The organism is Pseudomonas sp. AC112, from assembly GCF_979253545.1.
The window spans coordinates 4,238,705-4,260,162 of the sequence record NZ_CEEDCM010000001.1; the positions used below are offsets into that span (position 1 = coordinate 4,238,705).

Consider the following 21,458-nt stretch of genomic DNA (forward strand, 5'->3'; position numbering starts at 1 on the left):
CTCCTTATAGAAATATGAATTTGGCAATAAAGATCGCGCACAGCACCCACAGGCTCACAGAAATCTCGCGGTACTTGCCAGTGCCGGCCTTGAGCGCCACGTAGGTGATAAACCCCAGGGCGATCCCGTCGGCGACCGAAAACGTCAGCGGCATCATGATCGCGGTGACAATTGCCGGAATGCTGTCGGTGGCTTCATCCCAATTGATATGGGCCATGCTTGCCATCATCAGCATTGCCACATAAATCAGCGCACCTGCCGTGGCGTACGCCGGAATCATGCCGGCCAAGGGCGCGAAAAACATCGCCGCCACAAACAGGATGCCTACCGTTACCGCTGTCAGCCCGGTGCGACCCCCAGCGGCCACGCCTGCGGCACTTTCCACGTAGCTGGTAACCGGTGGAACGCCGACCATGGCGCCGAATACGCTGGAAGCACTGTCGGCCTTCAAGGCGCGGGACAGGTTGTCGATCTTGCCATCGGCATTCACCAGGCCTGCCCGTTGCGCGACGCCCATCAGTGTACCTGCGGTGTCGAACATGTGTACAAAAAGAAATGCAAATACAACGCTAATCATGCTGACATTGAATACACCCTTAACGTCCATGGCCATCCAGGTCGGTGCCAGGCTGGGTGGGGTGGAGAGAATGCCGTTGTAGTGCACCAGGCCCAGGCCCCAGCCGGCAAGGGTCACGGCGATGATGCTGATCAGGATCGCGCCGAACACACGGTGATAGCTCAGAATGGCGATCAGCAGGAAGCACACGGCCGCCAGCAGCGGCGCCGGCTCGTGCAAGGAGCCGAGCTTGATCAAGGTAGCCGGGCTGTCAACGATGATGCCGGCGGTCTTCAGGCCAATCACCCCGAGGAACAGACCCACCCCAGCGCCCATGGCATGCCGCAGGCTCACGGGGATGCTGTTGAGCAACCATTCACGCACGCGGGACAGGGTGAGGCCCATGAACAGCACGCCGGAAATAAACACCGCACCCAGCGCGGTTTCCCAGGTGTAGCCCATGGTGCCGACCACGGTGTAGGTGAAAAACGCATTCAGGCCCATGCCCGGTGCCAGGCCCACGGGCCAGTTGGCGTACAGGCCCATCAACAGGCAGCCCAGGGCGGCGGCGATGCAGGTGGCGACGAACGCCGCGCCGTGATCGATGCCGGCGTCGGCCATGATGTTGGGGTTGACGAAGATGATGTAGGCCATGGTGATGAAGGTAGTGAGGCCTGCGATCAGCTCGGTCTTCACTGTGGTGCCATGCAAGCGCAGTTTGAACAGGCGTTCCAGCCAACTGTTCTGTGAGGGGGCAAGGTCCAGCGTCGGGGCTTCGGATTTGCGGCTATCCACAGCGAGTACTCCTCAAGAGTTTTATTGTTATTTCCAGCGCCGGTCACAGATGTGGGCAACAGCGCTTTGAGGTACTGGCGGGTTTTGTTGACCAATAGGTCAGGAACTCGCACGAGGCGAATTATGCTTTTGTATACAAATAAAGCAAATAATGTTTTCGAATAGCAGTGTGGGAAGCTAGTTCAGCCGCTCAATGCTTGATTGACGGCCAGCCATCCGGCTACCGCTTCTTCCCCGGCCTCGCCGAACGCGCGCTGCAACAACTTCACCTGTTCACGGCGCAGGGATTGCTCGAAACGCAGGCCTTCTTCCGTGAGTTCAAGCAGGCGTTTGCGCTTGTCGGTCTCGGACGCGACGCTGTTCACCAAGTGCATTTCCTGCAGTTGGCGCAGCGGTATGTTCAGCGCCTGCTTGCTCACGCCCAGCAGTTCCAGCAGTTCTTTCACGCTCAAGGCAGGGTAGCGCGCGATAAAAAACACGATGCGCTGGTGCACCCGGCTCAGGCCACGGCGCTCGAGCATTTCGTCGGCCTTGGCGGTGAACGCCTGGTAGCCAAAGAAGAACGCTTCCATGGCCTCCTGCTGGGCGGTTGGGTTTTTAAGGTCAAGCATATTGACGTATCCGTGCAAGTCATCGTAATTTCGGTCAACCAGTTTGACGTATTTCCCACAGGCTTCGCTACCGGTGACCTTATGGCCTTCTCTGAACGTGTTACGCGCCTTAAAAGCTCCTTGATCCGTGAAATCCTCGCGGCCGCCCAGCGTCCGGAAGTGATGTCGTTCGCCGGTGGCCTGCCCGCAGAAGCCATGCTGCCCGCACTGAACTGGGACGACATGCCGCTGAACATCGGCCAGTACGGCATGAGCGAAGGCGAACCACAGCTGCGCGAACTGCTCGCCGCAGAAGCACGCGCTTTGGGTGTGCCGTGCCAGGCCAGCCAGGTGCTGGTGGTCAGCGGTTCCCAGCAAACCCTCGACCTGGCGGCCAAGCTCTATATCGATAAAGGCACGCAAATCCTGTTGGAAGGCCCGACCTACCTGGCCGCCTTGCAGATCTTCCAATTGTTCGGCGCGCACTGCCTGACGGTGCAACTGGAAGCCGACGGTCCCGACCTGGCCGCGTTGCGCACAAACCTCGAACGTCATCGCCCGGCGTTCATCTACCTGATCCCGACCTTCCAGAACCCCTCGGCCGTGCGTTACAGCGAAGCCAAGCGCGAGGCCGTCGCGGCGTTGCTCGATGAGTACGGCGTGACCCTGATCGAAGACGAACCCTACCGCGAATTGACCTTCGACGGCGGCAGCGCCAAACCCATCGTCGGGCGCCTGCAAAAGGCCAGTTGGATTTACACCGGCACCGTGTCCAAGACCTTGTTGCCAGGGTTGCGCGTCGGCTACCTGATCGCCAGCCCGGACCTGTTCCCACACCTGCTCAAGCTCAAGCAGTCGGCGGACCTGCACACCAACCGCGTCGGCCAATGGCAGGCGATGCAGTGGATCGGCACGCAAAAATACCAGCACCACCTGGTGCAACTGCGCAGCTTTTACCGCGAACGCCGCGATGCTTTCCAGGCCGCACTGGAACGGCATTTCAGCGACCTGGCCGACTGGCAAGTGCCCCAGGGTGGATTATTCTTCTGGCTGACCTTGAAACAGCCGCTCGACACCCGCACCTTGTTGGCTCAAGCGCTCGACCAGAACGTCGCGTTCATGCCCGGTGAACCGTTCTTTTCCGAGCCAGACCAACACCTTGGCTCGTTGCGGCTCAATTTCAGCCATATCGACCCGGCCCGCCTGGACGAAGGTCTCAAGCGCCTGGCCGCGGTGGTCCGTCAAGCACAGCACGCGCAAGCGGCATAAGGGGAGCCCCATGTACAAGGTTTATGGCGATTACAAGTCGGGCAACTGCTACAAGGTCAAATTGATGCTCAGCCTGCTGGGCATTCCGTACGAATGGATCGATGTGGACATCCTCAAGGGTGACACCCAGACCGCCGAGTTCCTGGCGAAGAACCCCAATGGCAAGATCCCCGTGCTGGAGCTGGAAGACGGCACCTGCCTGTGGGAGTCCAACGCGATCCTCAACTTCCTCGCCGATGGCAGTGAGTTCCTGCCGACCGAGCCGCGCCTGCGCACGCAAGTGCTGCAATGGCAGTTCTTCGAGCAATACAGCCATGAGCCGTACATTGCGGTGGCGCGGTTTATCCAGTTTTACCTGGGCCTGCCCGAAGACCGCCTGGAGGAATACAAGAAACTGCACAAGGGCGGTTACAAGGCCCTCAAGGTCATGGAGCGCCAACTGCAACTGACGCCGTACCTGGTCGGCGAGCAGTTCTCCATCGCGGACGTGGCTTTGTATGCCTACACCCATGTGGCGAATGAGGGTGGTTTTGAGTTGGATGCTTATCCGGGTGTGCAGGCGTGGTTGAAGCGTGTTGCCAGCCATCCCAAACACGTGCCAATGCTCGACTGAACCCCCCCTGATCTGTAGGAGCCCGGCTTGCCGGCGATGCGTTTTCAATCGCGCCATCGCCAGCAAGCCAGGCGCCTACACAGGTCGCATTTCAGTGTTCAAGAGCTCGAAGCAGCGTTGCGCCGCCGGACTCAACCCCATCCCGCTGCGACTGATCAGCCCGATCTCCCGGTTCACGCCGGGGTGATCGATGTCGATGCGCTTCAACCCCTCCAGGCTGTCCGCCGCCGACTCCGGCAGCACACTGATCCCCAACCCCTGGCGCACCAATGCCAGCACGGTCGACATGTAGTTGGCCTCCATCCCCGCATTCATCGTCAGGCGCGTCTCATCGAACAGCGCGTCCACTTGTTCACGCACGCTGCTGTCACGCCCTGTGAGGATGATCGGTTGGTCCGCCAGTTGTTCCAGGGCCAGTGTGCGATGGCGGGCCAGCGGATGATCCACCGGCACAAATGCACACAAGCGATCATTCAGCACCGGCACGAAGTCCAGGCCATGGCTGAGCCGTGCGCGCACGCCGATGCCGAAATCCACTTCGCCGGAACGCACCTGGGCATGAATGCGATGGGCCACCAGGTCATGCAGGCGTACTTCAATCCCGGCAAAACGTTCGCGGAACAGGCGTAGAACCGGCGGCAGAGTGCCGGCACACACCGAGGGCAGGGCGGCGATGGTGACCACGCCACGGCGCAAGGCGGCGAGGTCGCGGGAGCCGGTGACAATGTTGTCCAGGTCGAGCAGCAGTTTTTCCATCGGCCCGCGGGCGTCCTGGCCGGCGGCGGTGATGCTGACATGGCGCGGGCTGCGATCGAGCAGGGTGACGCCTAGCCAGTCTTCCAACTGTTGGACTTGCACCGTCAGCGCCGACGGCGACAGATGCAGCTCATTGGCCGCCTTGGTGAAACTGCCGGTGCGGGCGACCGCAAGGAACGCCTGAATGTGCTGGATGCTGTTCTTCATTTTGTTTTTCCGAACACTGGCTGGTGAATATTCCAATTTACAAAGACTAACCCGCTTCCAATACTCCAGGGAAAACAATAACCGGCCATCAAGGCCGCTCTGGAGTAACCCATGCTCGCTACCCTGGGTGTCATTACCATCCTGTGCCTGCTCGCTGCCGTCATGAGCAAACGCCTTTCGCCGCTAGTGGCCCTGATCGCCTTGCCGATCATCGCTGCACTGCTCGGCGGATTCGGCCTGCAAACCAGCGCTTTCATCATCACCGGTATCAAGAACGTCGCCCCCGTGGTGGGTATGTTTGTGTTCGCGATCCTGTTTTTCGGGATCATGACCGATGCTGGCATGCTCGACCCCATCATTGACCGCATCTTGCGCACGGTAGGGACGCGTCCTACACGAATTGTCGTAGGCACCGCGACCCTGGCGCTCCTTGTGCACCTGGACGGTTCCGGCGCGGTGACCTTCCTGGTGACGGTGCCGGCGATGCTGCCGCTGTATACGCGGCTGGGCATCGATAAACGCATCCTGGCGTGCGTGTGCGCGATGGCGGCCGGGGTCAATTTCCTGCCCTGGACCGGGCCGGTGTTGCGCTCGTCTGCGGCACTGCATGTGCCGGTGGCAGACTTGTTCCAGCCACTGATCCCGGTGCAGATCGTCGGCCTGATCTTTGTGTTTGCCTGTGCCTGGTGGCTCGGCCGTCGAGAAGAAAAACGCCTGGGCCTCGGCGCCGGCTCCAGTGTGGATGCCGTGCCGCAGCGGGTGCTCAGTGACGATGACATCAAGCTGCGTCGCCCGCGCCTGTTCTGGGTCAACCTGATCCTCACCGTGCTGGTGATGGTGGTGATGATTGCCGGTTGGGTCGACCCGGTGGTGATGTTCATGCTCGGTACCGTCGTGGCGCTGTGCATCAACTACCCGAACGTCGACGCCCAGCGTGCCCGCATTGATGCCCATGCGAAGACCGCCCTGACCATGGCCAGTATCCTTCTGGCCGCCGGGGTGTTCACCGGGATCATGCAGGGTACCGGCATGCTCAAGGCCATTGCCGAGGTGGCGGTGGCGCAGATTCCGGCGGGTCATGGCAAGTTGATCCCGGCGGTGGTGGGCTTCATTTCCATGCCGCTGAGCATGCTGTTCGACCCTGATTCCTACTATTTCGGCGTGATGCCTGTGATCGCCGAAGTCGGCAAGGCCCTGGGCGTCGACCCGCTGCAAGTGGCCCAGGCCTCGTTGCTGGGCGTGCACACCACCGGTTTCCCAGTCAGCCCGCTGACCCCCGCAACCTTCCTGCTGGTGGGCCTGTGCAAGGTCGAATTGGCCGACCACCAACGCTTCACCATTCCGTTTCTGTTTGCCGCGTCGGTGTTGATGACCCTGACGGCGTTGCTCCTGGGAGTTATTTGAAATGAAAACCTTGCGCATCGGCTCCGGCGCCGGCTATTCCGGTGACCGTATCGAACCTGCAGTCGAGTTGGCCGAATACGGCGACTTGGATTACCTGGTGTTCGAATGCCTGGCCGAACGTACGATTGCCCTGGCGCAGCAGGCGCGCATCAGTGACCCGCAGGGTGGCTACGACCCGCTCCTGAGTGAGCGCATGCGCCGGGTGTTGCCGTTTGTTGGTGTGAAGGCCGATCGCCGGCGTTTGCGGGTGATCACCAATATGGGCGCGGCCAATCCGGTGGCAGCGGCAATCGAAGTGCGGCGAATTGCCAGCGAGTTGGGCCTTGGTCTCAAGGTGGTTGCCGTGGTCGGCGACGATGTGTTGACGGTGTTGCAGCCAGAGTGGTTGCTGGACAACGGCCAGACCGTCGGCTCCCTGGGTGAGCGGCTGATCTCTGCGAATGCCTACCTGGGTGTCGACGGCATTCTGGAGGCATTGCGCGCTGATGCCGATGTGGTGATCACCGGGCGCGTGGCCGACCCTTCGTTGTTCCTGGCGCCGCAGATGTTCGAATTCGGCTGGGCGGCGGACGACTGGCAACGCCTGGGCCGAGGCACCCTGGTCGGGCATTTGCTCGAATGCGCCGGGCAAGTCAGTGGCGGCTATTTTGCCGACCCCGGTTTCAAGGATGTGGACGACCTGGCGCGCCTGGGTTTTCCGTTGGCCGAGATCGATGCCGATGGCGAAGCGCTGATCACCAAGGTCAGCGGCTCCGGTGGGCGGGTCAGCCGCGCCACCTGTACCGAGCAACTGATCTACGAAGTGCACGACCCGGCGGCGTATCTAACGCCGGATGTGACCGCGGACTTTTCCCACGTGGGCTTTGTGGAGGAGGGCGTTGATCGCATTCGCGCCGTGGGGGCGGATGGCCGTGCACGACCCGAGCAGTTGAAAGTCAGCGTGGGTTACCTGGACGGTTGGATCGGTGAAGGGCAGATGTCCTACGGCGGCCCCGGTGCTGTCGCGCGGGCGCAGTTGGCGCGGGATGTCGTCCTCAAGCGGCTTGAGTTGACGGGCGTGAACATGCAGGACGTACGCGCCGAACTGATCGGCATCGATTCGCTGCACGGCCCGCGCAGCGCGGTCGAGCCCTGGGAAGTGCGCCTGCGCGTGGCGGCTCGCTCTGAAGAGCGCGGTGAAGCGGTGCGCGTGGGCAATGAAGTGGAAACCCTCTACACCAATGGCCCGTCCGGTGGCGGCGGTGCCAGTAAAAGCCTGCGGCAGGTGGTGGCGGTGGCGTCTTTGCTGCTGCCGCGTGGTGCGGTCAAACCGAGGATCGAAGCATGAAGCTGCACACACTGGCCCATTCCCGCACCGGGGATAAGGGCGACACGTCGAACATTTCGATCATTGCTTATCGTGTCGAGGACTACCCACTGCTCTGCGAACAATTGACGGCCGAGCGCGTGGCCGAGTTTTTCGCGGGGTTGCGTGAGCCGGGCGCGGCGCCTGTACGGCGCTATGAATTGCCGAATGTGCAGGCGCTGAACTTCGTGTTGCCGGGCATCCTGCGCGGCGGCGTCACCCGCTCGCTGGCGCTGGATGCCCATGGCAAATGCCTAGGGTCCGCGCTGCTGGATCTGGATATCAACGACCTGTAGGAGCCCGGCTTGCCGGCGATGAGGCCCCAACGCCAGGCGGCGATTTTTCGGACGCCATCGCCGGCAAGCCGCTCTCCTACAGGAGGGCGGTGTCTGTCAGATTGCGGCGAAGCGCTTGTCGAGGTAATCGATGATCACCTTGGAGTCGTACATCCAGGTGGTCTGGCCATTCTCTTCGATACGCAGGCACGGCACCTTGATCTTGCCGCCTTGTTCCAGCAGGGTCTGGCGGTCCTGCTCGTTGTTTTTCGCGTCCTTCAGGGCCACCGGTACATTCAGGCGATGCAGGGTACGGCGAGTCTTCACGCAGAATGGGCAGGCGTGGAATTGATAGAGGGTCAGTTCCTTGGCGGCGGCATTCACCTGCGCCTGCTGCTCGGCGGGACGCTGCTTTTTGCGGGGGCGGGTCAGGAAGTCGCCCGCGATGATGATGTGGCCGAGGCCGACTCGAAGTGCTTTGACGAACATGGCTGAAACCTCTTGCCCATGACAGAAGGGGCCGCAGCTTACCTTAATTCTGCAGGCGAAAAAAAACCGGCGATGAACGCCGGTTTTTTCTTACGCAGCCCGTTACTTGATCAGGCTGAGGAATTCGCTGCGGGTGGCCGCGTTTTCGCGGAACTCACCCAGCATCACCGAGGTGATCATCGACGAATTCTGTTTTTCCACACCGCGCATCATCATGCACATGTGCTTGGCTTCGATCACCACGGCCACGCCCAGGGCGCCGGTCACTTGCATCACCGCGTCGGCGATCTGGCGGCTGAGGTTTTCCTGGATCTGCAGGCGGCGGGCATACATGTCGACAATCCGCGCAACCTTGGACAGGCCCAGCACTTTGCCGCTCGGGATATAGGCGACGTGAGCCTTGCCGATAAACGGCAGCAGGTGGTGTTCGCACAGCGAGTACAACTCGATGTCCTTGACCAGCACCATTTCGCTGTTGTCGGAGCTGAACAAGGCACCGTTGGTGACCTCTTCCAGAGTCTGCTCGTAGCCGCGGCAAAGGTACTGCATCGCCTTGGCGGCACGCTTTGGCGTGTCGAGCAGGCCCTCGCGGGAAACGTCCTCGCCGAGTTGGCCGAGGATCGCGGTGTAATTCTGTTCCAATGTCACAGAGCGTTATTCCGTATGGGTTCTAGAGGGGTACGGGTTCTGTCTGTACCAATTTTGTACCAATCAGGCTTTGCTCAAGCTTCCCGACTTCGCTCCAGTCTTCACTGGAATTGATCCACCGGGCGTAAGTCGTCAGCAGCATTTGCACGCTGTGACCGAGCTGATTAGCGATGAACCCAAGGTTCATGCCTGCCATTAAGCACATGGTAGCGTAAGTGTGGCGGCAGTTGTATTGCCGTCTGGCCCTGATCTTCAACGCGACCAGCGCCGCCTTGAAGTGCTTGTCGGTCACGCTGGCCTGCTGAATGAACTCAAAGTTCTTGGTCGGCGGGAAAACGTACGGCGATTGTTTATGCTGGCGCCGGCTCTGTTTTGCCCTCAAATCGGCCACACCCTTGGCCACCTCAATGGCATTTAATGCCCTGCTGTTCAGCATGACTCGCCGCGTTTCGCGGGTTTTCGTGCGCTCCTCGATCTTGTAGTCAGCCACGATTCTGCACACGTTGGCGACACGCCCCTCTGTATCCACCTCATCCCAGCGCAACGCCGCTATCTCCCCAGGCCGCATGCCTGTGTAAAACGCGAACTCAAAGTAGGCCGCGTATACCCGCATTGAACCGGTCAGCACCTCGTACAGGTGCCCGATGATCAAATCCGCCTCCGCTACTGTGAAAGGGTCCACCGGTTTCTTTGCCTTCACCGGAAGCTCAATTGAGCCGACCGGGTTCCTGGTGATCAGCTCATCGTTCACGGCGCACTCGAACATCGTGTGCAGGCGCTGGATTGCCGAGCGCTTTACCGTCGACGACTTCCACGGCGTCTCTCCGGCGATTTTCCGGAGCATTGCCGACGTGATCTGGTCGATCGGAAGCAGCGCAAGGTGCGGCATCCAGTAAAGGTTGAGGGATATCCGGTAGTTTTTGCGGGTGCCCCCGACCACTTCGCGACTGTCCAGCCAGGTCTGGGCGTACTCCCCAAATAGTGGAGTTGCGGAGTAGGTGGAGTATGTCGAGTTCGGGAAAAGCTCGGCGTAACGCTTGTCGTCCATCACGCCGTGCTTGATCAGGCTTATTACTGTAGCGCGTAGATCTGCGGCCGCTTTAATGCCTTTTGGCGTTTGGGAATAGGCGAGGGTCTCGCAGCGCCGGAACTTCCAGGTGAAGCGAATGCGGACTGATTGACCTGCGAATTCAACTCCGGCGGGCAATCCCATAGGCTTTCTAGCCATGCCTCATATCTCCTGATGCTGTAGTAAATCTGACCATCGATTTCATTCCACACCCCTTTGGGGATGATGTTGCGCTGGCGCTTGCCCTGAAGCGCGCGGCGCGTTGTGCCGACCATCTCCGCGAAGTTCTTCTCCGCGACCTTGTCGGACAGGTACTCAACAGGTAGTTGCTCTGCTGCTGCCATGATGATGCTCCGCGCCGCGCTGGACGGCAGAAGGTGGGGATGGGTTAAACCGTTTGCTTGGCGAGCAGCTCGGCTGATGTCGCGATGGCGCGGCCGACCTTGGATGGCGGCAAATCCCGCCCGGCCAGTGCGTCCATCAGGCAGCCAGATGCGAGGTCCAGCGCTGAGACAAGCTCTGCTGTGTTGGCTGAAGACTCCCGGCCCATGTCCCAGAACCGCTGCGCCCAATGACCTTCGGGCGGTGGGCATCTGTCCTGGGCGCCGAATGCCAGGGTCCCGACAATCGCATCGCAGAGGTCGCGCTTGTAGGCGTTTTCGCCGTCGATGCTGGCGCCCATGCGGCGGAGATTGTTGATCGTGGCGTCGAAGTCCTCGCGGGTGAACTCGATGACGTTCTTGCTGAGCGCGGTGACCTCGGCCTTCAACCTGGCATTTTCTTCGCGCAAGACGTTCACTTCGGTCTGGGCATCATCGACGACCACCTGTGCAGGGTGCCGCTCGATCCAGTCGCCTATGCCTTCCGCCCGGATCACGCCGTTACCTTGCTGGTTCAGCAGAAAACCGTAGTGCGGGATGGCGTTGAGGCGATCCCAGAATTCATAGCCTTCACGGGTTTTGATATTTCGAGACATAGCGAATCCTCGCCCGCCGCTCACCGGCAGGCATGTAGGGGGATTGGGGTTAGGCTGTTGCGAACAGATCGAGCTGATCGGTTTCGATCTTCTGCTCTTGCTGGCGGAGTACTTCGTATTCGATGCGCGCCCGAGCGATCGCAGCGTACTGTTCGTCAATCTCGCAGCCGATGAACTCGAAGCCCTCGCGCATTGCTGCTTTGCCGGTGCTACCGCTGCCCATGAACGGATCCAGCACTACACCACCGACCGGGGTCACCAGGCGGCATAGGTACGCCATCAGGTCCGTTGGCTTGACGGTTGGGTGGTTGTTGCCTTTCGTGTCCGTGGTCTGGACTTTGCGTAGGGTTGTACCCATTTTGAACTGGGGGCCCGGATTGTTCAGTCCTTCGTGCCTATCGGCGCGGCTAGTCTTGGCGCAGTAGAAGAACCTGGCTGCGCTGCCGCTGTCGCCGTGAAAGGCGCCGACCACGCGATCGCGCTGCCCCATGATCTTGCCCACGCTTGCCGCGCTTTCCTCGGTACCCATGACCGGCGCACATGCGCCTGCCTGGGCGGGGAACATGGCCACCACCTCCGGGCTGCCATCGTGAACCAGGTTTGCTGGCCATCGGCCTGCCTTCATGATTCCCACGAATCGGACATCCTGTTTGTATACACCAGTGGCATTCACGACATGCCCGGGAGCCATGCGTTTCTGGGAGTACTCGCCGCCCTTGGCGTCATGCCCATGAATCCGACATGCATCTATGTTGATTGCGCCCGTGCCGTGCGCAGCTACATTCGCAGCAACTGTTCCAGGGAACGGCTTGCGGGCCATGCAAATTGGTTCGTGCGCAGGCTTCAGCGCGGTACCCCAGCCGGCGCGATCACCCTTTAGGTTGTGCGACTTCGGGAAGCCTGAGCCAAACACCCACATGATCTGGTCGCGGATCTCGAACCCTGCCATTTCAATGCCAACCGCCATGTGGTGATAAGTGCGTGCAGCTGCGAACGAGAGCAGGTGACCACCGGGCTTGAGTACTCGCAGGCATTCGGTGGCCCACTCCAGCGTGAACGACTGAAACGCCTTCATGCCACCAGGTGTTAAGTCGTACTTTCCGGCCTCGGCCGCCATCGATCGATGCCCGCCAGTGGCACCGCAGGCGAGATCAGCCGAAGGCATGCTATCGCGGTAGGCTGCGCGCGATTCGATGTCCTGGCCATCCCAGCTCTTGCCCATAAAGCGAATACCGTAGGGCGGATCGGTGACAACGCTGTCGATACTGTTGTCTGGCAGCGTCCGCATCGACTCAATGCAGTCGCCGATCAAAACGCGATGCTGTTTCATGGCCTTGGCCCCTTGTAGATGAAGACGTAGGCGAACCAGAGGGTGGCGATCATGGCGTCACCTGCTGACGCAGCGCTTTGATTTCAGCTATCAGCGCCAAGATTGCGGCAGGCCTCACCGCTGCGTGATATCGAGCCATATTTTCCGTGTCATAGGCCGCACCGTAGTCAGCCGTTGAGATCGTCAAAACTGGGTAGGTGTCACCCGACTCGGAGCGGTGGCCCACCTCCCAGTCCCAATTGTTTTCGGCCGGCCAGCACTCAGTGAGGTTGTCCCAACCGATAAGGCTTGAGGCTTGCTGTTCAAGCGCGTCGATGTCCAAATGCAATGTTTTAGGCATGACTTCGTCCTTGCCGCTATAGCGGCTGACTTTGAAGGGGGAGGGGTTACAGGTTTTGAGGGTGGAGTACGGATGTACTCCTATGCGGGTGGCGCTGACGCTTTCAACTCGGCAGACGCGTTATGGCGCCAGTTGGCCGGGTCCTTCAGGTAGTGGCCGAGCATCCAGTAAATCGTTACGGCCTGTTCGTCCTCGGCCTTCTTGGCGATTTGGTGCCCCATCAAGCGAAGTGCCTGAGCGGTATGGATATGCTGGAAGCACATCTGGCCCAGAATCCAACGAAGTTCCGAGGTAAGTTCAGGCACCACCGCTAACGGATTCTCCTGGTGCTGGACCGCCGAACTCTCGGCATTTACGCGCTCGATATAGGCCGGCAGCAGTGTTGGTGGGAATGTGTCTTCCCAAGGCTTGACGTTGCGCTTTGCCGAATCCTGGAGCTGTGCCACGTGGCCTACCAGTTCATGCACAAGGCCGGGCCAGTCCGCCACGTCGTAAAACTTGCAGAGCACTGGGTCGGGCTTTGGGTTGGCGGCAAGCTCAGCACGCAAATCATCTATTTGCTGATCCGCCACGGTCAGGCTCTGTTGCAGGCCCGCGATCTTTTCTCGTCCAGCCTCTTCACGCGCCAGGAAGATCGAGTAAGCCTCATGCGATACGCGCACCGATCGCCCGTCGATTCCGAAGTCCACGCCGGCGGACTCTTCCGGCACGGCAATATGTGTGTCTGGAGCAGGCGCGGCGGCGATCATGGCGGCCCAGCACAGTTTCGCGCGGAACGCCGCTTGCTGGCAGCCGCTCATGCCTTGGTATTGCTCCCAGACTTCCTCATCGGAGAAGCACTCGTCCGGCGCCGACTCAAAGCCGTTAATGACCATGGATTCGGTCGGTTCAACCGGCACCAGCTTCCATTGATTGCTCATATAGCCTCCCTCGTTACCAGATCATGGGCATTCACAACCGTCATGCCGAGGCGTTCGGCGATCAGCACTTCCAGGCGGGCACCCTTCGAGTTTTCCCAGCCGGGAAGGGTGGCCACGGTGTCGCACTCCATCAGGGCGACAATGTCGCGGCGCATGCAGTCGTTCCAGCTTCCGCCCTCAGGGTTGAGTTCGGCGGGGTTGGTGACGGTGTGGCCGCCATCGCGCAGTCTGTCTGTCATTGCGGCGAAGGCCTGGAAGTTGAGGTCTGGCAGTCCGGTCATAGGGCCGCTGAGGTAAATTCGTTTCACGGGGAGTCCTTGCCGGGCCATGCCCGGGGTGTGGTGCTACGATGGCCCCTTCCTCTAAATGGGCTGGACCATGACAAAGCACGATATTTACGATGACATCGAAGGCTTTCAGGTTTGGAACTACATGGAGTGCGACAAGGACGAGGAAGGCCGGGAGACCTGGCGTATCAACGTCGAGGTGAAGCGCGGTGGTGAGGTGGTGGTGCCGGTTGTTGCTGGTGACCGAACCTATGTTGACCGTGGCCTGGCGCAGGTTGCCGGGCGTGAGGTCGGGGCCCGCTTGATTGCCGAGGGCGTTTAAGCCGCAACAGCCTGACGCTCAGCCACTCGCCATGGGTCGTTGGCCCTGGCCAGTGCTGCCATCGGCGGTGGGCTGACGCTGTTGCCGCACATGTGCACCTGCTGGGTCTTGGTGAATGGCTTGCCGTCGGCACCGTGACTGATGATGTAGTCGGCCGGGAACCCCTGGGCCTTGTACAGCTCGGCCGGTTTCAGCATCCGCAGGCAGATGTCGACGATCACGTAGGGCGTGCCTTTCACCATCACGGTGACCATCGCCAAGCGGTCTTTGGTAGTGATCGTTGGCGCCGGCGAGTCGCAAGCGCTGATGTTCTCGGTGCCGTAGTAGCTGATCAGGAAAGCTGCAACGCGCAGGGCGCCCGCTTCATGCTCTGGCGAGAGGGTGAGCGACACCAGCGAACTCTTGCCCCCACCACCGGCAGTAATGGTTGGTGCTGGATCGTCCAAGCCCTGGCCCACGCTGCCGCCGAATGCACGTTCCATGAAAGCGCTGACCAACCCGTGGTGCTGGCCGCCGGCGCTGATGGTGTGCAGCGGGTCGTTCGCGTCCCGTGCATCACAGTTGCCGCGCATGTGCACCAGGTGTGCCGTCGTGAGTGCGTGATGCTGCCCGGTCGTTACCGTCGGCACGGGGCAGTCAAGGGCAGTCGGCGCGTGGCCGGTGGTGTTCGTCACCAGGGTGGCCGTCACCAACTGCTGCTGGCTGCCGGTGTTGGTCACCGTGGTCATCGGGTCTTCGATGCTCTTGGCGTCGGTGGTGTTGAAGCCGCCATTCATCTGGGCCATGAACACCGTGGAAATGCCCATGGCGTGAGCGGCGCCGGCCGGGCGCTGATAGTTGCCGCCGCTGGTGATGGTCGGCAGTGGCTCGTCCAGCGCCTTGCCCGCGTCATCGAAGCGGAACTTCACCAGGTGTGCCGCTGCGATCGAGCGGTGGTTCTGGGTCATCAGCGTGCCAACCGGCTGGTCCATGCCCACCGGCTTGCCCGAATACTCGGGGCCACCGGCCCCAACCATCAACGGGCTGATCAGTGTCAGCTCACCGCGGTTCGCGCACGTCACCGTGGGTAGCGGGTCGAGCGGGTCGTTGATGCGGTCGCTACCCTGGTGCGTTGCCGGGGCAATCACAGGGCTGACCACCGAGAAGGCTCCCCCCTTCGGGTAGGAGGTGATCGTGCGCAGCGGCTCGGCGGCCGACTGCACCGCCTCCCCTGACCAGTTGGCGATCGGGACAATGAATGGCGCCGCGCTGTCGATAACGAATTTCTTCATGCCCTTGGCAACTCGACGCAGGGTGGCCGGAGCCAGGTCCTTCTTGCGGCCAAAAATACTTTTGCCCAGGTCAGTGAAGTCGATGCAGTCAGCGGCTGTTTTCCACTTCTGCTGGCCCTTGGCCGGGTTCTTGGCGTGGGTTGGCTCAGGCCACACAATCGGCTGGCCGTCGCACCGGGCGATCATGAACAGGCGTTCCCGAGTGGTCGACGCGCCGAAGTCGCAGGCCTTGATCACCTTCCACTCAACGACATAGCCCATGCATTCCAACAAGGCTACGAAGCGGCGCCAGGTGCGGCCGCGCTGCTTCGGGTCGGGTATCAGGAACTGCTGGCCCACGGGTACGACTTCGCCAGGTGCAGCAATAGTTCCGTCCAGCTTGACCACGCGGCCCGTGGTTTTGTCGCGCTTGGCGATCAATCGGCCCCACTGCAGGATCTGCTTCACGTTTTCCAGGCTGATCACCCGTGGGCGCTTCTTTCCTCCCCACTTGAGGCCGATCCACGAAAGGTTGCGGATCTCGCGCTTGCGCGGTTGGCCGCCGGCTGCCTGGCTATGGTGCGTGCAGTCCGGCGACATGTGGAACCAACCCACGGCCATGCCGCCGCATTCGGTGTCCGGGTCACCATCGAACACGTCGGTGGTGAAGTGCTTGGCGCCTGGGTGATTCACGGTGTGCATGCTGATGGCTTGAGGGCTGTGGTTCTTCGCCACGTTCACCGCGCGGCCCAGGCCCATTTCCAGGCCGGTGCCGGCGCCGCCGCCACCACAGAAGAAGTCGACAACGATCTCATCGTCCTGAGGGTTGAAGCCGAGTCCGTATTGGGTTTTGAAATCGAATGGGTGTCTCTTCGGTGCGGCCATGGGCACTTTCCTCTGGACAAGAGAAAGGCGCCCTTGGGCGCCTGGGGGTTATAGCGGGGATGTTTGCTTTACTTCGGGTCGAACGCGCCGAGAGACAACGTCGCTGCCTCACCGATCTTGTCCTGCAGTACTGATTTGAATTCCTGGGCGATGTCTTCGCGCTGGACCTCTTCGCCGACCCAGCGCAGTTTCAGGACCGGCACCGCACCGCTGGTGATGACCGACAGGCGCAGAGTGATGACTTGCTCGGTCAAGCCTTCGAACGGGACGGTGCTGAACTGCAGGGACACCGGCAGAGTTTCTTTGCTGCGGGCCTCGATTTGATCCATAGCACTGCGGCTGGCGCTAGTCTCGCCTACCGTGGTTTCGGATTCGCTGGAAGCCTTGATGGTGATAGTGCGCACGGCGGCAATGGCCTTGGCCACCGGTATGGCGTTGCCGGACTCATCAACCGGCGTGAGGTACTGGTGCCAGTCTTCGATCCAGTCGCTCAGGTCTTTCTGGCTGATGCCGCGTCCGCCGATTTGCTGGGCGGCGGTATAGCCTGCAGTTGGCTTCAGCTTGAGGACGGCGCGGTCATCGGCGTGGCCGGGTTCGCCGGTTGTGCCCAGGTTGAACAGCAGGACACAGCTCATTGCGTCTTGGTCAATGAAGCCGCGCGCGCCTGGTTCCGCGCGCTCAACAACATAGGCACCAAAGTCTGCGAGCGAGTGAGTGCTGTAGGTGCCACGAAAGCGGCTGCGCCCGGCCTGGAAGCGTTCCAGATCGACTACTTTCGCATCTTCCGACAGCACCACAGTCGGGATCAGCGTCGCCAGAGTCTTGCCGGCGGCGTCCAGGGCATTCGCGTTAATCAGCTGGAGTGCATCTTTGGTAAGTGACATCGGTTATTTCCTTGATTGCGGAGGGAGGGTTAGCGGGGATCGATCAGGTACGCTTAGGAATCGGCGCGTCGTCGCGGCTGAACAATTGGTCGTGCTTTTCCGCGAAGAGGGTCACGCGGCCGCCGGTACCCACGTGCATGGGCGTGTCGAGGCTGGTGTTTTCACTACGAGTGCCACGCTTGGTCGGCACCTTGTAATCGAGCTTGTGCTTGATCTTCACCTGGTGCGATTCACCGATCTGGCTGAAGTCCAAGGTGATCACCAGCTTGCCGGCCTTGCCGTGGTCAACCACACCAGCAGCTACTTCGGAAATGGCGTGACCGATCTGGCTGGCGAAGGCGCCGCCGTTGAGCTCTTCAAGAAACTCGGCTGTATCTGTTGCGGTTGACATGGCTGTTTCTCCGGGATGGCCTGCAGGCCGCTGGGTGGGAGTTTGAATTGAGATTGGCGAAGGCGCTGTCGCACCTGGTTGTTGATTCGCTTCATGGATTGCGGGGGAGCTTGAAGTCGTTCTCGCGAGCAATGAGGCGGGCCCGCTTGTAGTCGACGCCTGCAGCAAGACATGCCTGGTGCAGGGATGCGCCAGAGTCGACTGCCTGCTTCAGCTTGGGGGCGATCTTGTCGCGCTCGACGCGGAGCTTGTCGCTGCGCGTACTTTTGATGGGGCCGCCTTCCTCGCCGCTGACGCCCGGCGCTATCTCCTGGGCCTTGTTGCCGGCGCCGAAGAACGCGTCCAACTGCTGGTTCAAGTTGTCGATGATCGAGTCCCGCGGGTTGGGCATTGGCACGCCGATCATGGCTGCGCACCGTAGTAGGCGAACAGAACCATCATCCCGGCAAAGCCAAGCGTCCATCGCAGCATGCGGAGACCGAATCGCCGCGAAGTCGCTTTGGCAGCACTGAAGAAGTCGGCGTTGCGCTCGAGCTGCTCGGCGTACTGGCAGGCTCCATCGTGGCCGGTGCGTGCGCCACGGGAAGCGCCGGTGGAGCGCTCCACCACATCGAACAGATTCTTGCCGAGTGGCACCACGTTAAAGCGGGGTACCTTGACTGGCTCTTCGCGACCGATCATCACGTACATCTCCGAGGCGGACATTTCGAATCGAGCCTGCAACGCCTGCAGGACCGCTAGTTTTTGGCGAATGGTTTGGTTCATCACGATTCCTTATGGTTGGTTGCGTTTATTCGTCAGCAGCCTGACCGCCTGGTGGTTGCCGGTGGGCCTATGGGAGGGTGCTGACGAATAAAGGCGAGCAAAAAGAAAGGCCCGTTGGACGTTCGGGCCTTTCACCGATGCAGTGGTTTGAGTTTTTGGCGGGACCGTCAGCTCCAGAACGCCACGACCCCGGAAGTACATCGCCAAGCCTCGCGATGGAAGCGCACGCGATCGCCTGGCACGCTTGCAAGTACTTGAGGTTCTGGCCTCTCGAAACTCAGCGTGGCACCGATCAGGATCAGTTGGAGCATGTGATTCTCCGATTTGGTTTGGATGCAGGTGGCCGCATAGCGGTATTGGTCTTCCGCATCGGGGTGTGATCTGTCGTCCGGTCTGGGCTGCCCGGCTTACTGGCTTGCGCCTCCCATATTCCTCCGCTCCGGCTTCCCATTGCTGGGCCCACCCATTGCGGGGCAAACAGATCACATTCCGATGCGGCCTGGTGCTGGGGAGTACCAGGGCCTCGGGCAGTTAACGACAGGCTGTCGTGGCGCTGGTTGTTCAGGGTTTGGCTTTTTCAGCAGCTTCAAACTCACTGCCGAGGATTTCTGTCATCACATTATTCGGCTTGGCCGATGTGCTGACGTAGATGCAGTCGTCTCTTACGATGTGCTTGTAGCTGGCGAAGAACAGCGCGCCACCACCAAGCCCCATGGCCTCAAGGAATGGCTGCATATCAGCTTTGTCCTTGGGCTTACGCGCTTTGAAGTCGTCGCGAAGCTTTGTCAGCTCTTCCTTGAGAGCCTTTCGCTCATCGCCTTTGGTTCCCGGCGGCAAGCTCTGACGTGGAAACTGAGACTGCCCTGCTTTCGGATCGGGTTTTGTCCACAGCGGCTGAGGCATTGGCGGTTTGAACTTGAGCCCGTAGAAGCTCTTTCCGCTATGCCAATCTGTCTGCATTAAGGCTTCTGCACCCGGATAGGTGGCTGCAAACTCATCAGCCAACGCCTTAAGGCGATCGCATCCCTCAACATAAGTTTTCCAAGCAGCCAGAACACCGGCGTCGCTTGTCTTGTAGTAGGCCATCTCGCTTCCTCCGGTTGTCATCCCAGAGCGCCCTGTTGCCAAGGCGCTCCAGTGATGCCTTCCGTCCTATTGCCGCCGGAAGGGGCGGAGCGCATTGCATGCCGGGTCATTCACTCGGTTCTGGCGTTTCACCATCGAGCAGCCGTCCAGGTTGTTCCTGTCGTTGGCAGGCTTTCGGGCCTGTCTGCTCGCCGGTCGCCGGTAGAGGCAATGCGGTCTGTTGTTTGTTGCGCTGGCTGTTAAAGAGCGGTGGGGCGCCGCCCCTTCGCCGTGTTGTCGCTGGCGATGGATTTAATTTAGAAAACTTAACGAAGTGCGTCAACAACTATTTTAGATATCTTAACTTTCTAGGCGTTCGGCTACGCCTGAAACCGTTTAGCGTCAAGTCTTACGAAAGTGGAAATGTTCAGATAATCTAGATGCGAACCTGTATGGATATACAGCAATCAAGGAGCACCCGATGGCGAGCCCGCAGAAGAAACCTCAAGAACAAAAGCCAATGTCCGGAGTAGAGCGCCTGACGCTCAGGGTTTCCAATATGATCAACCACCCCATCGCCCAGGATCGAAAGTGGGCAACCATCCACCGGCTTGATAGCGATGGTGATCGTGAGTGGGATGAAGTGATGACCGTGCTTGCGGACGTTGATGGAATCGATATGACGTTCAACGACGAGGATGATTCGGTGACATTGAGTTGGGAATCTGCGGCCGAAGAAGATCCTCGAGCACAGGGTCACGAGGAATTCGAAGCAGTAGAAGAGGCAGCGCCTTTCTAATAGGACAAAAAAGCCCGCCGGGGGGGGGCGGGCTTTTGCTTATGCTTTTCGCGCGTTCCAGATCAGCAGCACCTTCGCGTGAATCGTCACATCGTCGATCCTGGCCGTCTGGCTCTCGTAGTGCTTGTTGTCTGAAATCAGCCTGTAGTTCTCTTCGTCCATCCGCATTACGCGCTTGATGTAAAGCTCGCCATGCCAGGTCAGGACGTATATCCCTTCGCCGATGAAATCCCGCACACCTTTATCGACGATAACCAGGTCTTTATCGTTGATGGTGCCTTCCATACTTTGGCCCCACCCATTGATCATGCCAAGCGAGGTGGCGGATGTGTAGGTGATGCCTTTTTCTCGAAGGATTTCCTCGCGCACAACTAGGTTTCGAACTACTTCGGTGTAGTCCGGTGGGACCTGGCCATGGCCCATGGCTGCCCGAATATCGTATTGAGGAATGACGATTTCGTCGTTGGTCGGGCGCAAGCTCGCGAGGTGGCCATGAACATAACCTCCGCCTTGCTCGATCGGGTTGTCAGCCACCGCTGCAGCTGCAAGCATCGTTTCCCGAGCCTTTTCCGAAAGGTTCTTTCCGGCCTTGGACTCAAGCATCTTGGCCATCATCTCCACCGTGGACATGCCAGCCGTGGTGTCGTCATGGCTTACAAGACCTGCCGTTCCGACACCATCGGAGAGCCAGTCCGGTGAGCACTCAAGTGCCTTCGCCAGCGCCAGTAGGTTTTTGCCCTTTGCCCCATTCGTCCCGCTCACCCAAAAACTAACCGTCGCCTTCGATACGCCAGTCAATTTGCTGATGTCGGTGGCGCTGAGGTTGAGCGCCTTCATGCGTGAGGTAACGCGGTCTTTAAATTCCATATTTAGGATTCTAAACATTTCATTGTTTAGATAACTTGCCTTGTATTGTTAAGAACTCTAAACTCGTCAGAGACAATGGAGACATACCCCATGACCTACGACGAAGCCCTGAAACATTTCCGCACTGGCCGCGCCATCGGTGACGCACTCCGTGTCAGCGGTAGCCGCGTTTCCCAATGCCGTGCGGCGGGCGGTTTTTCGTACCCAATGCAGTGCGTTCTCGAAAAAGAGTCCGGCGGTGCACTGGTCGCCAAGCGAGGCGATGACCCAGCTCAGGCGATGAAGCAATCCGCCTAGGTCTTGGGAAACATTTTGCAATGCGTGATGGCACGCAGCCACATAAACAAGATTGAGGTTTTAC

27 protein-coding genes are annotated in these 21,458 nt (G+C 60.1%); 8 read left to right on the top strand and 19 right to left on the bottom strand.

The genetic code is table 11. The features are described from left to right. Nucleotides 1–4 precede the first annotated feature (4 nt). Entirely contained in the window at nucleotides 5–1,351 is a 1,347-nt protein-coding gene (locus tag AC0IYN_RS19560) for an NCS2 family permease (protein ID WP_368945459.1), read from the bottom strand. A gap of 182 nt (nucleotides 1,352–1,533) precedes the next feature. After that, entirely contained in the window at nucleotides 1,534–1,962 is a 429-nt protein-coding gene (locus AC0IYN_RS19565; protein ID WP_078049561.1) for a MarR family winged helix-turn-helix transcriptional regulator, read from the bottom strand. 81 nt (nucleotides 1,963–2,043) lie between these two features. Between AC0IYN_RS19565 and AC0IYN_RS19570 the strand changes: the two genes are divergently transcribed. Both AC0IYN_RS19570 and AC0IYN_RS19575 read left to right on the top strand, forming a co-directional pair. Beyond that, complete coding sequence (locus tag AC0IYN_RS19570) at nucleotides 2,044–3,210, top strand: aminotransferase-like domain-containing protein (RefSeq protein WP_406597638.1); 1,167 nt, start codon at nucleotides 2,044–2,046, stop codon at nucleotides 3,208–3,210. Nucleotides 3,211–3,220: 10 nt separating this feature from the next. Next, the gene (locus AC0IYN_RS19575; protein ID WP_078049560.1) at nucleotides 3,221–3,823 is read left to right on the top strand and encodes a glutathione S-transferase family protein; all 603 of its coding nucleotides are present in this window, start codon (nucleotides 3,221–3,223) and stop codon (nucleotides 3,821–3,823) included. Between the two features lie 75 nt (nucleotides 3,824–3,898). On the opposite strand, the gene AC0IYN_RS19580 is transcribed toward AC0IYN_RS19575, so the two are convergent. Then, nucleotides 3,899–4,786, bottom strand: a complete 888-nt coding sequence (locus AC0IYN_RS19580; RefSeq protein WP_406597640.1) for a LysR family transcriptional regulator — start codon at nucleotides 4,784–4,786, stop codon at nucleotides 3,899–3,901. Between the two features lie 111 nt (nucleotides 4,787–4,897). Between AC0IYN_RS19580 and AC0IYN_RS19585 the strand changes: the two genes are divergently transcribed. Genes AC0IYN_RS19585 through AC0IYN_RS19595 form a run of 3 tightly spaced genes read left to right on the top strand, consistent with a single transcriptional unit; the run spans nucleotide 4,898 to nucleotide 7,831 of the window. Continuing rightward, a complete protein-coding gene (locus AC0IYN_RS19585; protein WP_100490090.1) occupies nucleotides 4,898–6,190 on the top strand; it encodes a CitMHS family transporter in 1,293 nt (430 codons plus the stop codon). A gap of 1 nt (nucleotide 6,191) precedes the next feature. Next, nucleotides 6,192–7,517: an acyclic terpene utilization AtuA family protein gene (locus tag AC0IYN_RS19590; protein ID WP_471842643.1), complete on the top strand. Its 1,326-nt coding sequence runs from the start codon at nucleotides 6,192–6,194 to the stop codon at nucleotides 7,515–7,517. Continuing rightward, nucleotides 7,514–7,831 carry an AtuA-related protein gene (locus AC0IYN_RS19595; protein WP_406597642.1) on the top strand — a complete coding sequence of 106 codons (318 nt, stop codon included), beginning with the start codon at nucleotides 7,514–7,516 and terminating at the stop codon, nucleotides 7,829–7,831. The genes AC0IYN_RS19590 and AC0IYN_RS19595 overlap by 4 nt, the downstream gene beginning before the upstream one ends. A 96-nt stretch (nucleotides 7,832–7,927) precedes the next feature. Here AC0IYN_RS19595 and AC0IYN_RS19600 read toward each other — a convergent pair whose 3' ends face one another. The 9 genes from AC0IYN_RS19600 to AC0IYN_RS19640 all read right to left on the bottom strand — a co-directional run bounded on the left by AC0IYN_RS19600 (nucleotide 7,928) and on the right by AC0IYN_RS19640 (nucleotide 13,890). Next, entirely contained in the window at nucleotides 7,928–8,299 is a 372-nt protein-coding gene (locus AC0IYN_RS19600; protein ID WP_078049555.1) for a glutathione S-transferase N-terminal domain-containing protein, read from the bottom strand. A gap of 102 nt (nucleotides 8,300–8,401) precedes the next feature. Next, nucleotides 8,402–8,947 carry a GTP cyclohydrolase I FolE gene (gene folE / locus AC0IYN_RS19605; RefSeq protein ID WP_019826593.1) on the bottom strand — a complete coding sequence of 182 codons (546 nt, stop codon included), beginning with the start codon at nucleotides 8,945–8,947 and terminating at the stop codon, nucleotides 8,402–8,404. Between the two features lie 22 nt (nucleotides 8,948–8,969). Then, nucleotides 8,970–10,115, bottom strand: coding sequence for a tyrosine-type recombinase/integrase (locus tag AC0IYN_RS19610; RefSeq protein ID WP_471844806.1), 1,146 nt, complete (start codon nucleotides 10,113–10,115; stop codon nucleotides 8,970–8,972). Then, nucleotides 10,019–10,360 (bottom strand): hypothetical protein, encoded by a 342-nt coding sequence (locus AC0IYN_RS19615; RefSeq protein WP_240036027.1) that lies wholly within the window; start codon nucleotides 10,358–10,360, stop codon nucleotides 10,019–10,021. The genes AC0IYN_RS19610 and AC0IYN_RS19615 overlap by 97 nt, the downstream gene beginning before the upstream one ends. Before the next feature lie 44 nt (nucleotides 10,361–10,404). Further along, nucleotides 10,405–10,992 (bottom strand): FtsB/FtsL family cell division protein, encoded by a 588-nt coding sequence (locus AC0IYN_RS19620; RefSeq protein WP_471842650.1) that lies wholly within the window; start codon nucleotides 10,990–10,992, stop codon nucleotides 10,405–10,407. Nucleotides 10,993–11,041: 49 nt separating this feature from the next. Next, complete coding sequence (locus AC0IYN_RS19625; RefSeq protein ID WP_471842652.1) at nucleotides 11,042–12,322, bottom strand: DNA-methyltransferase; 1,281 nt, start codon at nucleotides 12,320–12,322, stop codon at nucleotides 11,042–11,044. Nucleotides 12,323–12,371: 49 nt separating this feature from the next. Continuing rightward, nucleotides 12,372–12,662 carry a hypothetical protein gene (locus AC0IYN_RS19630; protein ID WP_471842654.1) on the bottom strand — a complete coding sequence of 97 codons (291 nt, stop codon included), beginning with the start codon at nucleotides 12,660–12,662 and terminating at the stop codon, nucleotides 12,372–12,374. An 80-nt stretch (nucleotides 12,663–12,742) separates the two neighbouring features. Beyond that, nucleotides 12,743–13,582: a hypothetical protein gene (locus tag AC0IYN_RS19635; protein ID WP_471842658.1), complete on the bottom strand. Its 840-nt coding sequence runs from the start codon at nucleotides 13,580–13,582 to the stop codon at nucleotides 12,743–12,745. After that, entirely contained in the window at nucleotides 13,579–13,890 is a 312-nt protein-coding gene (locus AC0IYN_RS19640; protein ID WP_471842661.1) for a DUF4406 domain-containing protein, read from the bottom strand. Before AC0IYN_RS19640 ends, AC0IYN_RS19635 begins: the two co-directional genes overlap by 4 nt. Nucleotides 13,891–13,960: 70 nt before the next feature. On the opposite strand from AC0IYN_RS19640, the gene AC0IYN_RS19645 reads away from it, so the two are divergent. After that, complete coding sequence (locus AC0IYN_RS19645) at nucleotides 13,961–14,191, top strand: hypothetical protein (RefSeq protein ID WP_093544177.1); 231 nt, start codon at nucleotides 13,961–13,963, stop codon at nucleotides 14,189–14,191. On the opposite strand, the gene AC0IYN_RS19650 is transcribed toward AC0IYN_RS19645, so the two are convergent. The 6 genes from AC0IYN_RS19650 to AC0IYN_RS19675 form a co-directional block, all read right to left on the bottom strand. Next, nucleotides 14,188–16,326: a DNA cytosine methyltransferase gene (locus AC0IYN_RS19650; protein WP_471842665.1), complete on the bottom strand. Its 2,139-nt coding sequence runs from the start codon at nucleotides 16,324–16,326 to the stop codon at nucleotides 14,188–14,190. The genes AC0IYN_RS19645 and AC0IYN_RS19650 overlap by 4 nt on opposite strands. 68 nt (nucleotides 16,327–16,394) lie before the next feature. Next, nucleotides 16,395–17,210 (bottom strand): DUF2303 family protein, encoded by an 816-nt coding sequence (locus AC0IYN_RS19655; RefSeq protein ID WP_471842669.1) that lies wholly within the window; start codon nucleotides 17,208–17,210, stop codon nucleotides 16,395–16,397. 43 nt (nucleotides 17,211–17,253) lie between these two features. Further along, nucleotides 17,254–17,601 carry a hypothetical protein gene (locus AC0IYN_RS19660; RefSeq protein ID WP_028619156.1) on the bottom strand — a complete coding sequence of 116 codons (348 nt, stop codon included), beginning with the start codon at nucleotides 17,599–17,601 and terminating at the stop codon, nucleotides 17,254–17,256. Between the two features lie 91 nt (nucleotides 17,602–17,692). Continuing rightward, complete coding sequence (locus tag AC0IYN_RS19665; RefSeq protein ID WP_471842673.1) at nucleotides 17,693–18,007, bottom strand: hypothetical protein; 315 nt, start codon at nucleotides 18,005–18,007, stop codon at nucleotides 17,693–17,695. Next, nucleotides 18,004–18,366: a hypothetical protein gene (locus AC0IYN_RS19670; protein WP_471842675.1), complete on the bottom strand. Its 363-nt coding sequence runs from the start codon at nucleotides 18,364–18,366 to the stop codon at nucleotides 18,004–18,006. The genes AC0IYN_RS19665 and AC0IYN_RS19670 overlap by 4 nt, the downstream gene beginning before the upstream one ends. Nucleotides 18,367–18,927: 561 nt before the next feature. After that, a complete protein-coding gene (locus tag AC0IYN_RS19675; protein WP_471842678.1) occupies nucleotides 18,928–19,452 on the bottom strand; it encodes a hypothetical protein in 525 nt (174 codons plus the stop codon). Nucleotides 19,453–19,912: 460 nt separating this feature from the next. Between AC0IYN_RS19675 and AC0IYN_RS19680 the strand changes: the two genes are divergently transcribed. Then, a complete protein-coding gene (locus AC0IYN_RS19680) occupies nucleotides 19,913–20,230 on the top strand; it encodes a DUF1654 domain-containing protein (RefSeq protein WP_471842681.1) in 318 nt (105 codons plus the stop codon). A 39-nt stretch (nucleotides 20,231–20,269) separates the two neighbouring features. Here AC0IYN_RS19680 and AC0IYN_RS19685 read toward each other — a convergent pair whose 3' ends face one another. Next, on the bottom strand, nucleotides 20,270–21,097 hold the full coding sequence (locus AC0IYN_RS19685; RefSeq protein WP_471842683.1) for a S24 family peptidase: 828 nt from the start codon (nucleotides 21,095–21,097) through the stop codon (nucleotides 20,270–20,272). 90 nt (nucleotides 21,098–21,187) lie between these two features. Between AC0IYN_RS19685 and AC0IYN_RS19690 the strand changes: the two genes are divergently transcribed. Continuing rightward, nucleotides 21,188–21,394: a hypothetical protein gene (locus AC0IYN_RS19690; RefSeq protein WP_471842685.1), complete on the top strand. Its 207-nt coding sequence runs from the start codon at nucleotides 21,188–21,190 to the stop codon at nucleotides 21,392–21,394. Nucleotides 21,395–21,458: the final 64 nt, after the last annotated feature.

Coding starts and splice junctions, on each gene's coding strand:
- AC0IYN_RS19595 (WP_406597642.1), top strand. CDS start 7,514: ATGAAGCTGCACACACTGGCCCATTCCCGCACCGGGGATAAGGGCGAC.
- AC0IYN_RS19685 (WP_471842683.1), bottom strand. CDS start 21,097: ATGGAATTTAAAGACCGCGTTACCTCACGCATGAAGGCGCTCAACCTC.
- AC0IYN_RS19650 (WP_471842665.1), bottom strand. CDS start 16,326: ATGGCCGCACCGAAGAGACACCCATTCGATTTCAAAACCCAATACGGA.
- AC0IYN_RS19680 (WP_471842681.1), top strand. CDS start 19,913: ATGGCGAGCCCGCAGAAGAAACCTCAAGAACAAAAGCCAATGTCCGGA.
- AC0IYN_RS19620 (WP_471842650.1), bottom strand. CDS start 10,992: ATGTCTCGAAATATCAAAACCCGTGAAGGCTATGAATTCTGGGATCGC.
- AC0IYN_RS19635 (WP_471842658.1), bottom strand. CDS start 13,582: ATGAGCAATCAATGGAAGCTGGTGCCGGTTGAACCGACCGAATCCATG.
- AC0IYN_RS19660 (WP_028619156.1), bottom strand. CDS start 17,601: ATGTCAACCGCAACAGATACAGCCGAGTTTCTTGAAGAGCTCAACGGC.
- AC0IYN_RS19670 (WP_471842675.1), bottom strand. CDS start 18,366: ATGAACCAAACCATTCGCCAAAAACTAGCGGTCCTGCAGGCGTTGCAG.
- AC0IYN_RS19665 (WP_471842673.1), bottom strand. CDS start 18,007: ATGATCGGCGTGCCAATGCCCAACCCGCGGGACTCGATCATCGACAAC.
- AC0IYN_RS19575 (WP_078049560.1), top strand. CDS start 3,221: ATGTACAAGGTTTATGGCGATTACAAGTCGGGCAACTGCTACAAGGTC.
- AC0IYN_RS19600 (WP_078049555.1), bottom strand. CDS start 8,299: ATGTTCGTCAAAGCACTTCGAGTCGGCCTCGGCCACATCATCATCGCG.
- AC0IYN_RS19655 (WP_471842669.1), bottom strand. CDS start 17,210: ATGTCACTTACCAAAGATGCACTCCAGCTGATTAACGCGAATGCCCTG.
- AC0IYN_RS19570 (WP_406597638.1), top strand. CDS start 2,044: ATGGCCTTCTCTGAACGTGTTACGCGCCTTAAAAGCTCCTTGATCCGT.
- AC0IYN_RS19615 (WP_240036027.1), bottom strand. CDS start 10,360: ATGGCAGCAGCAGAGCAACTACCTGTTGAGTACCTGTCCGACAAGGTC.
- AC0IYN_RS19585 (WP_100490090.1), top strand. CDS start 4,898: ATGCTCGCTACCCTGGGTGTCATTACCATCCTGTGCCTGCTCGCTGCC.
- AC0IYN_RS19675 (WP_471842678.1), bottom strand. CDS start 19,452: ATGGCCTACTACAAGACAAGCGACGCCGGTGTTCTGGCTGCTTGGAAA.
- AC0IYN_RS19625 (WP_471842652.1), bottom strand. CDS start 12,322: ATGAAACAGCATCGCGTTTTGATCGGCGACTGCATTGAGTCGATGCGG.
- AC0IYN_RS19630 (WP_471842654.1), bottom strand. CDS start 12,662: ATGCCTAAAACATTGCATTTGGACATCGACGCGCTTGAACAGCAAGCC.
- AC0IYN_RS19580 (WP_406597640.1), bottom strand. CDS start 4,786: ATGAAGAACAGCATCCAGCACATTCAGGCGTTCCTTGCGGTCGCCCGC.
- AC0IYN_RS19690 (WP_471842685.1), top strand. CDS start 21,188: ATGACCTACGACGAAGCCCTGAAACATTTCCGCACTGGCCGCGCCATC.
- AC0IYN_RS19565 (WP_078049561.1), bottom strand. CDS start 1,962: ATGCTTGACCTTAAAAACCCAACCGCCCAGCAGGAGGCCATGGAAGCG.
- AC0IYN_RS19590 (WP_471842643.1), top strand. CDS start 6,192: ATGAAAACCTTGCGCATCGGCTCCGGCGCCGGCTATTCCGGTGACCGT.
- AC0IYN_RS19645 (WP_093544177.1), top strand. CDS start 13,961: ATGACAAAGCACGATATTTACGATGACATCGAAGGCTTTCAGGTTTGG.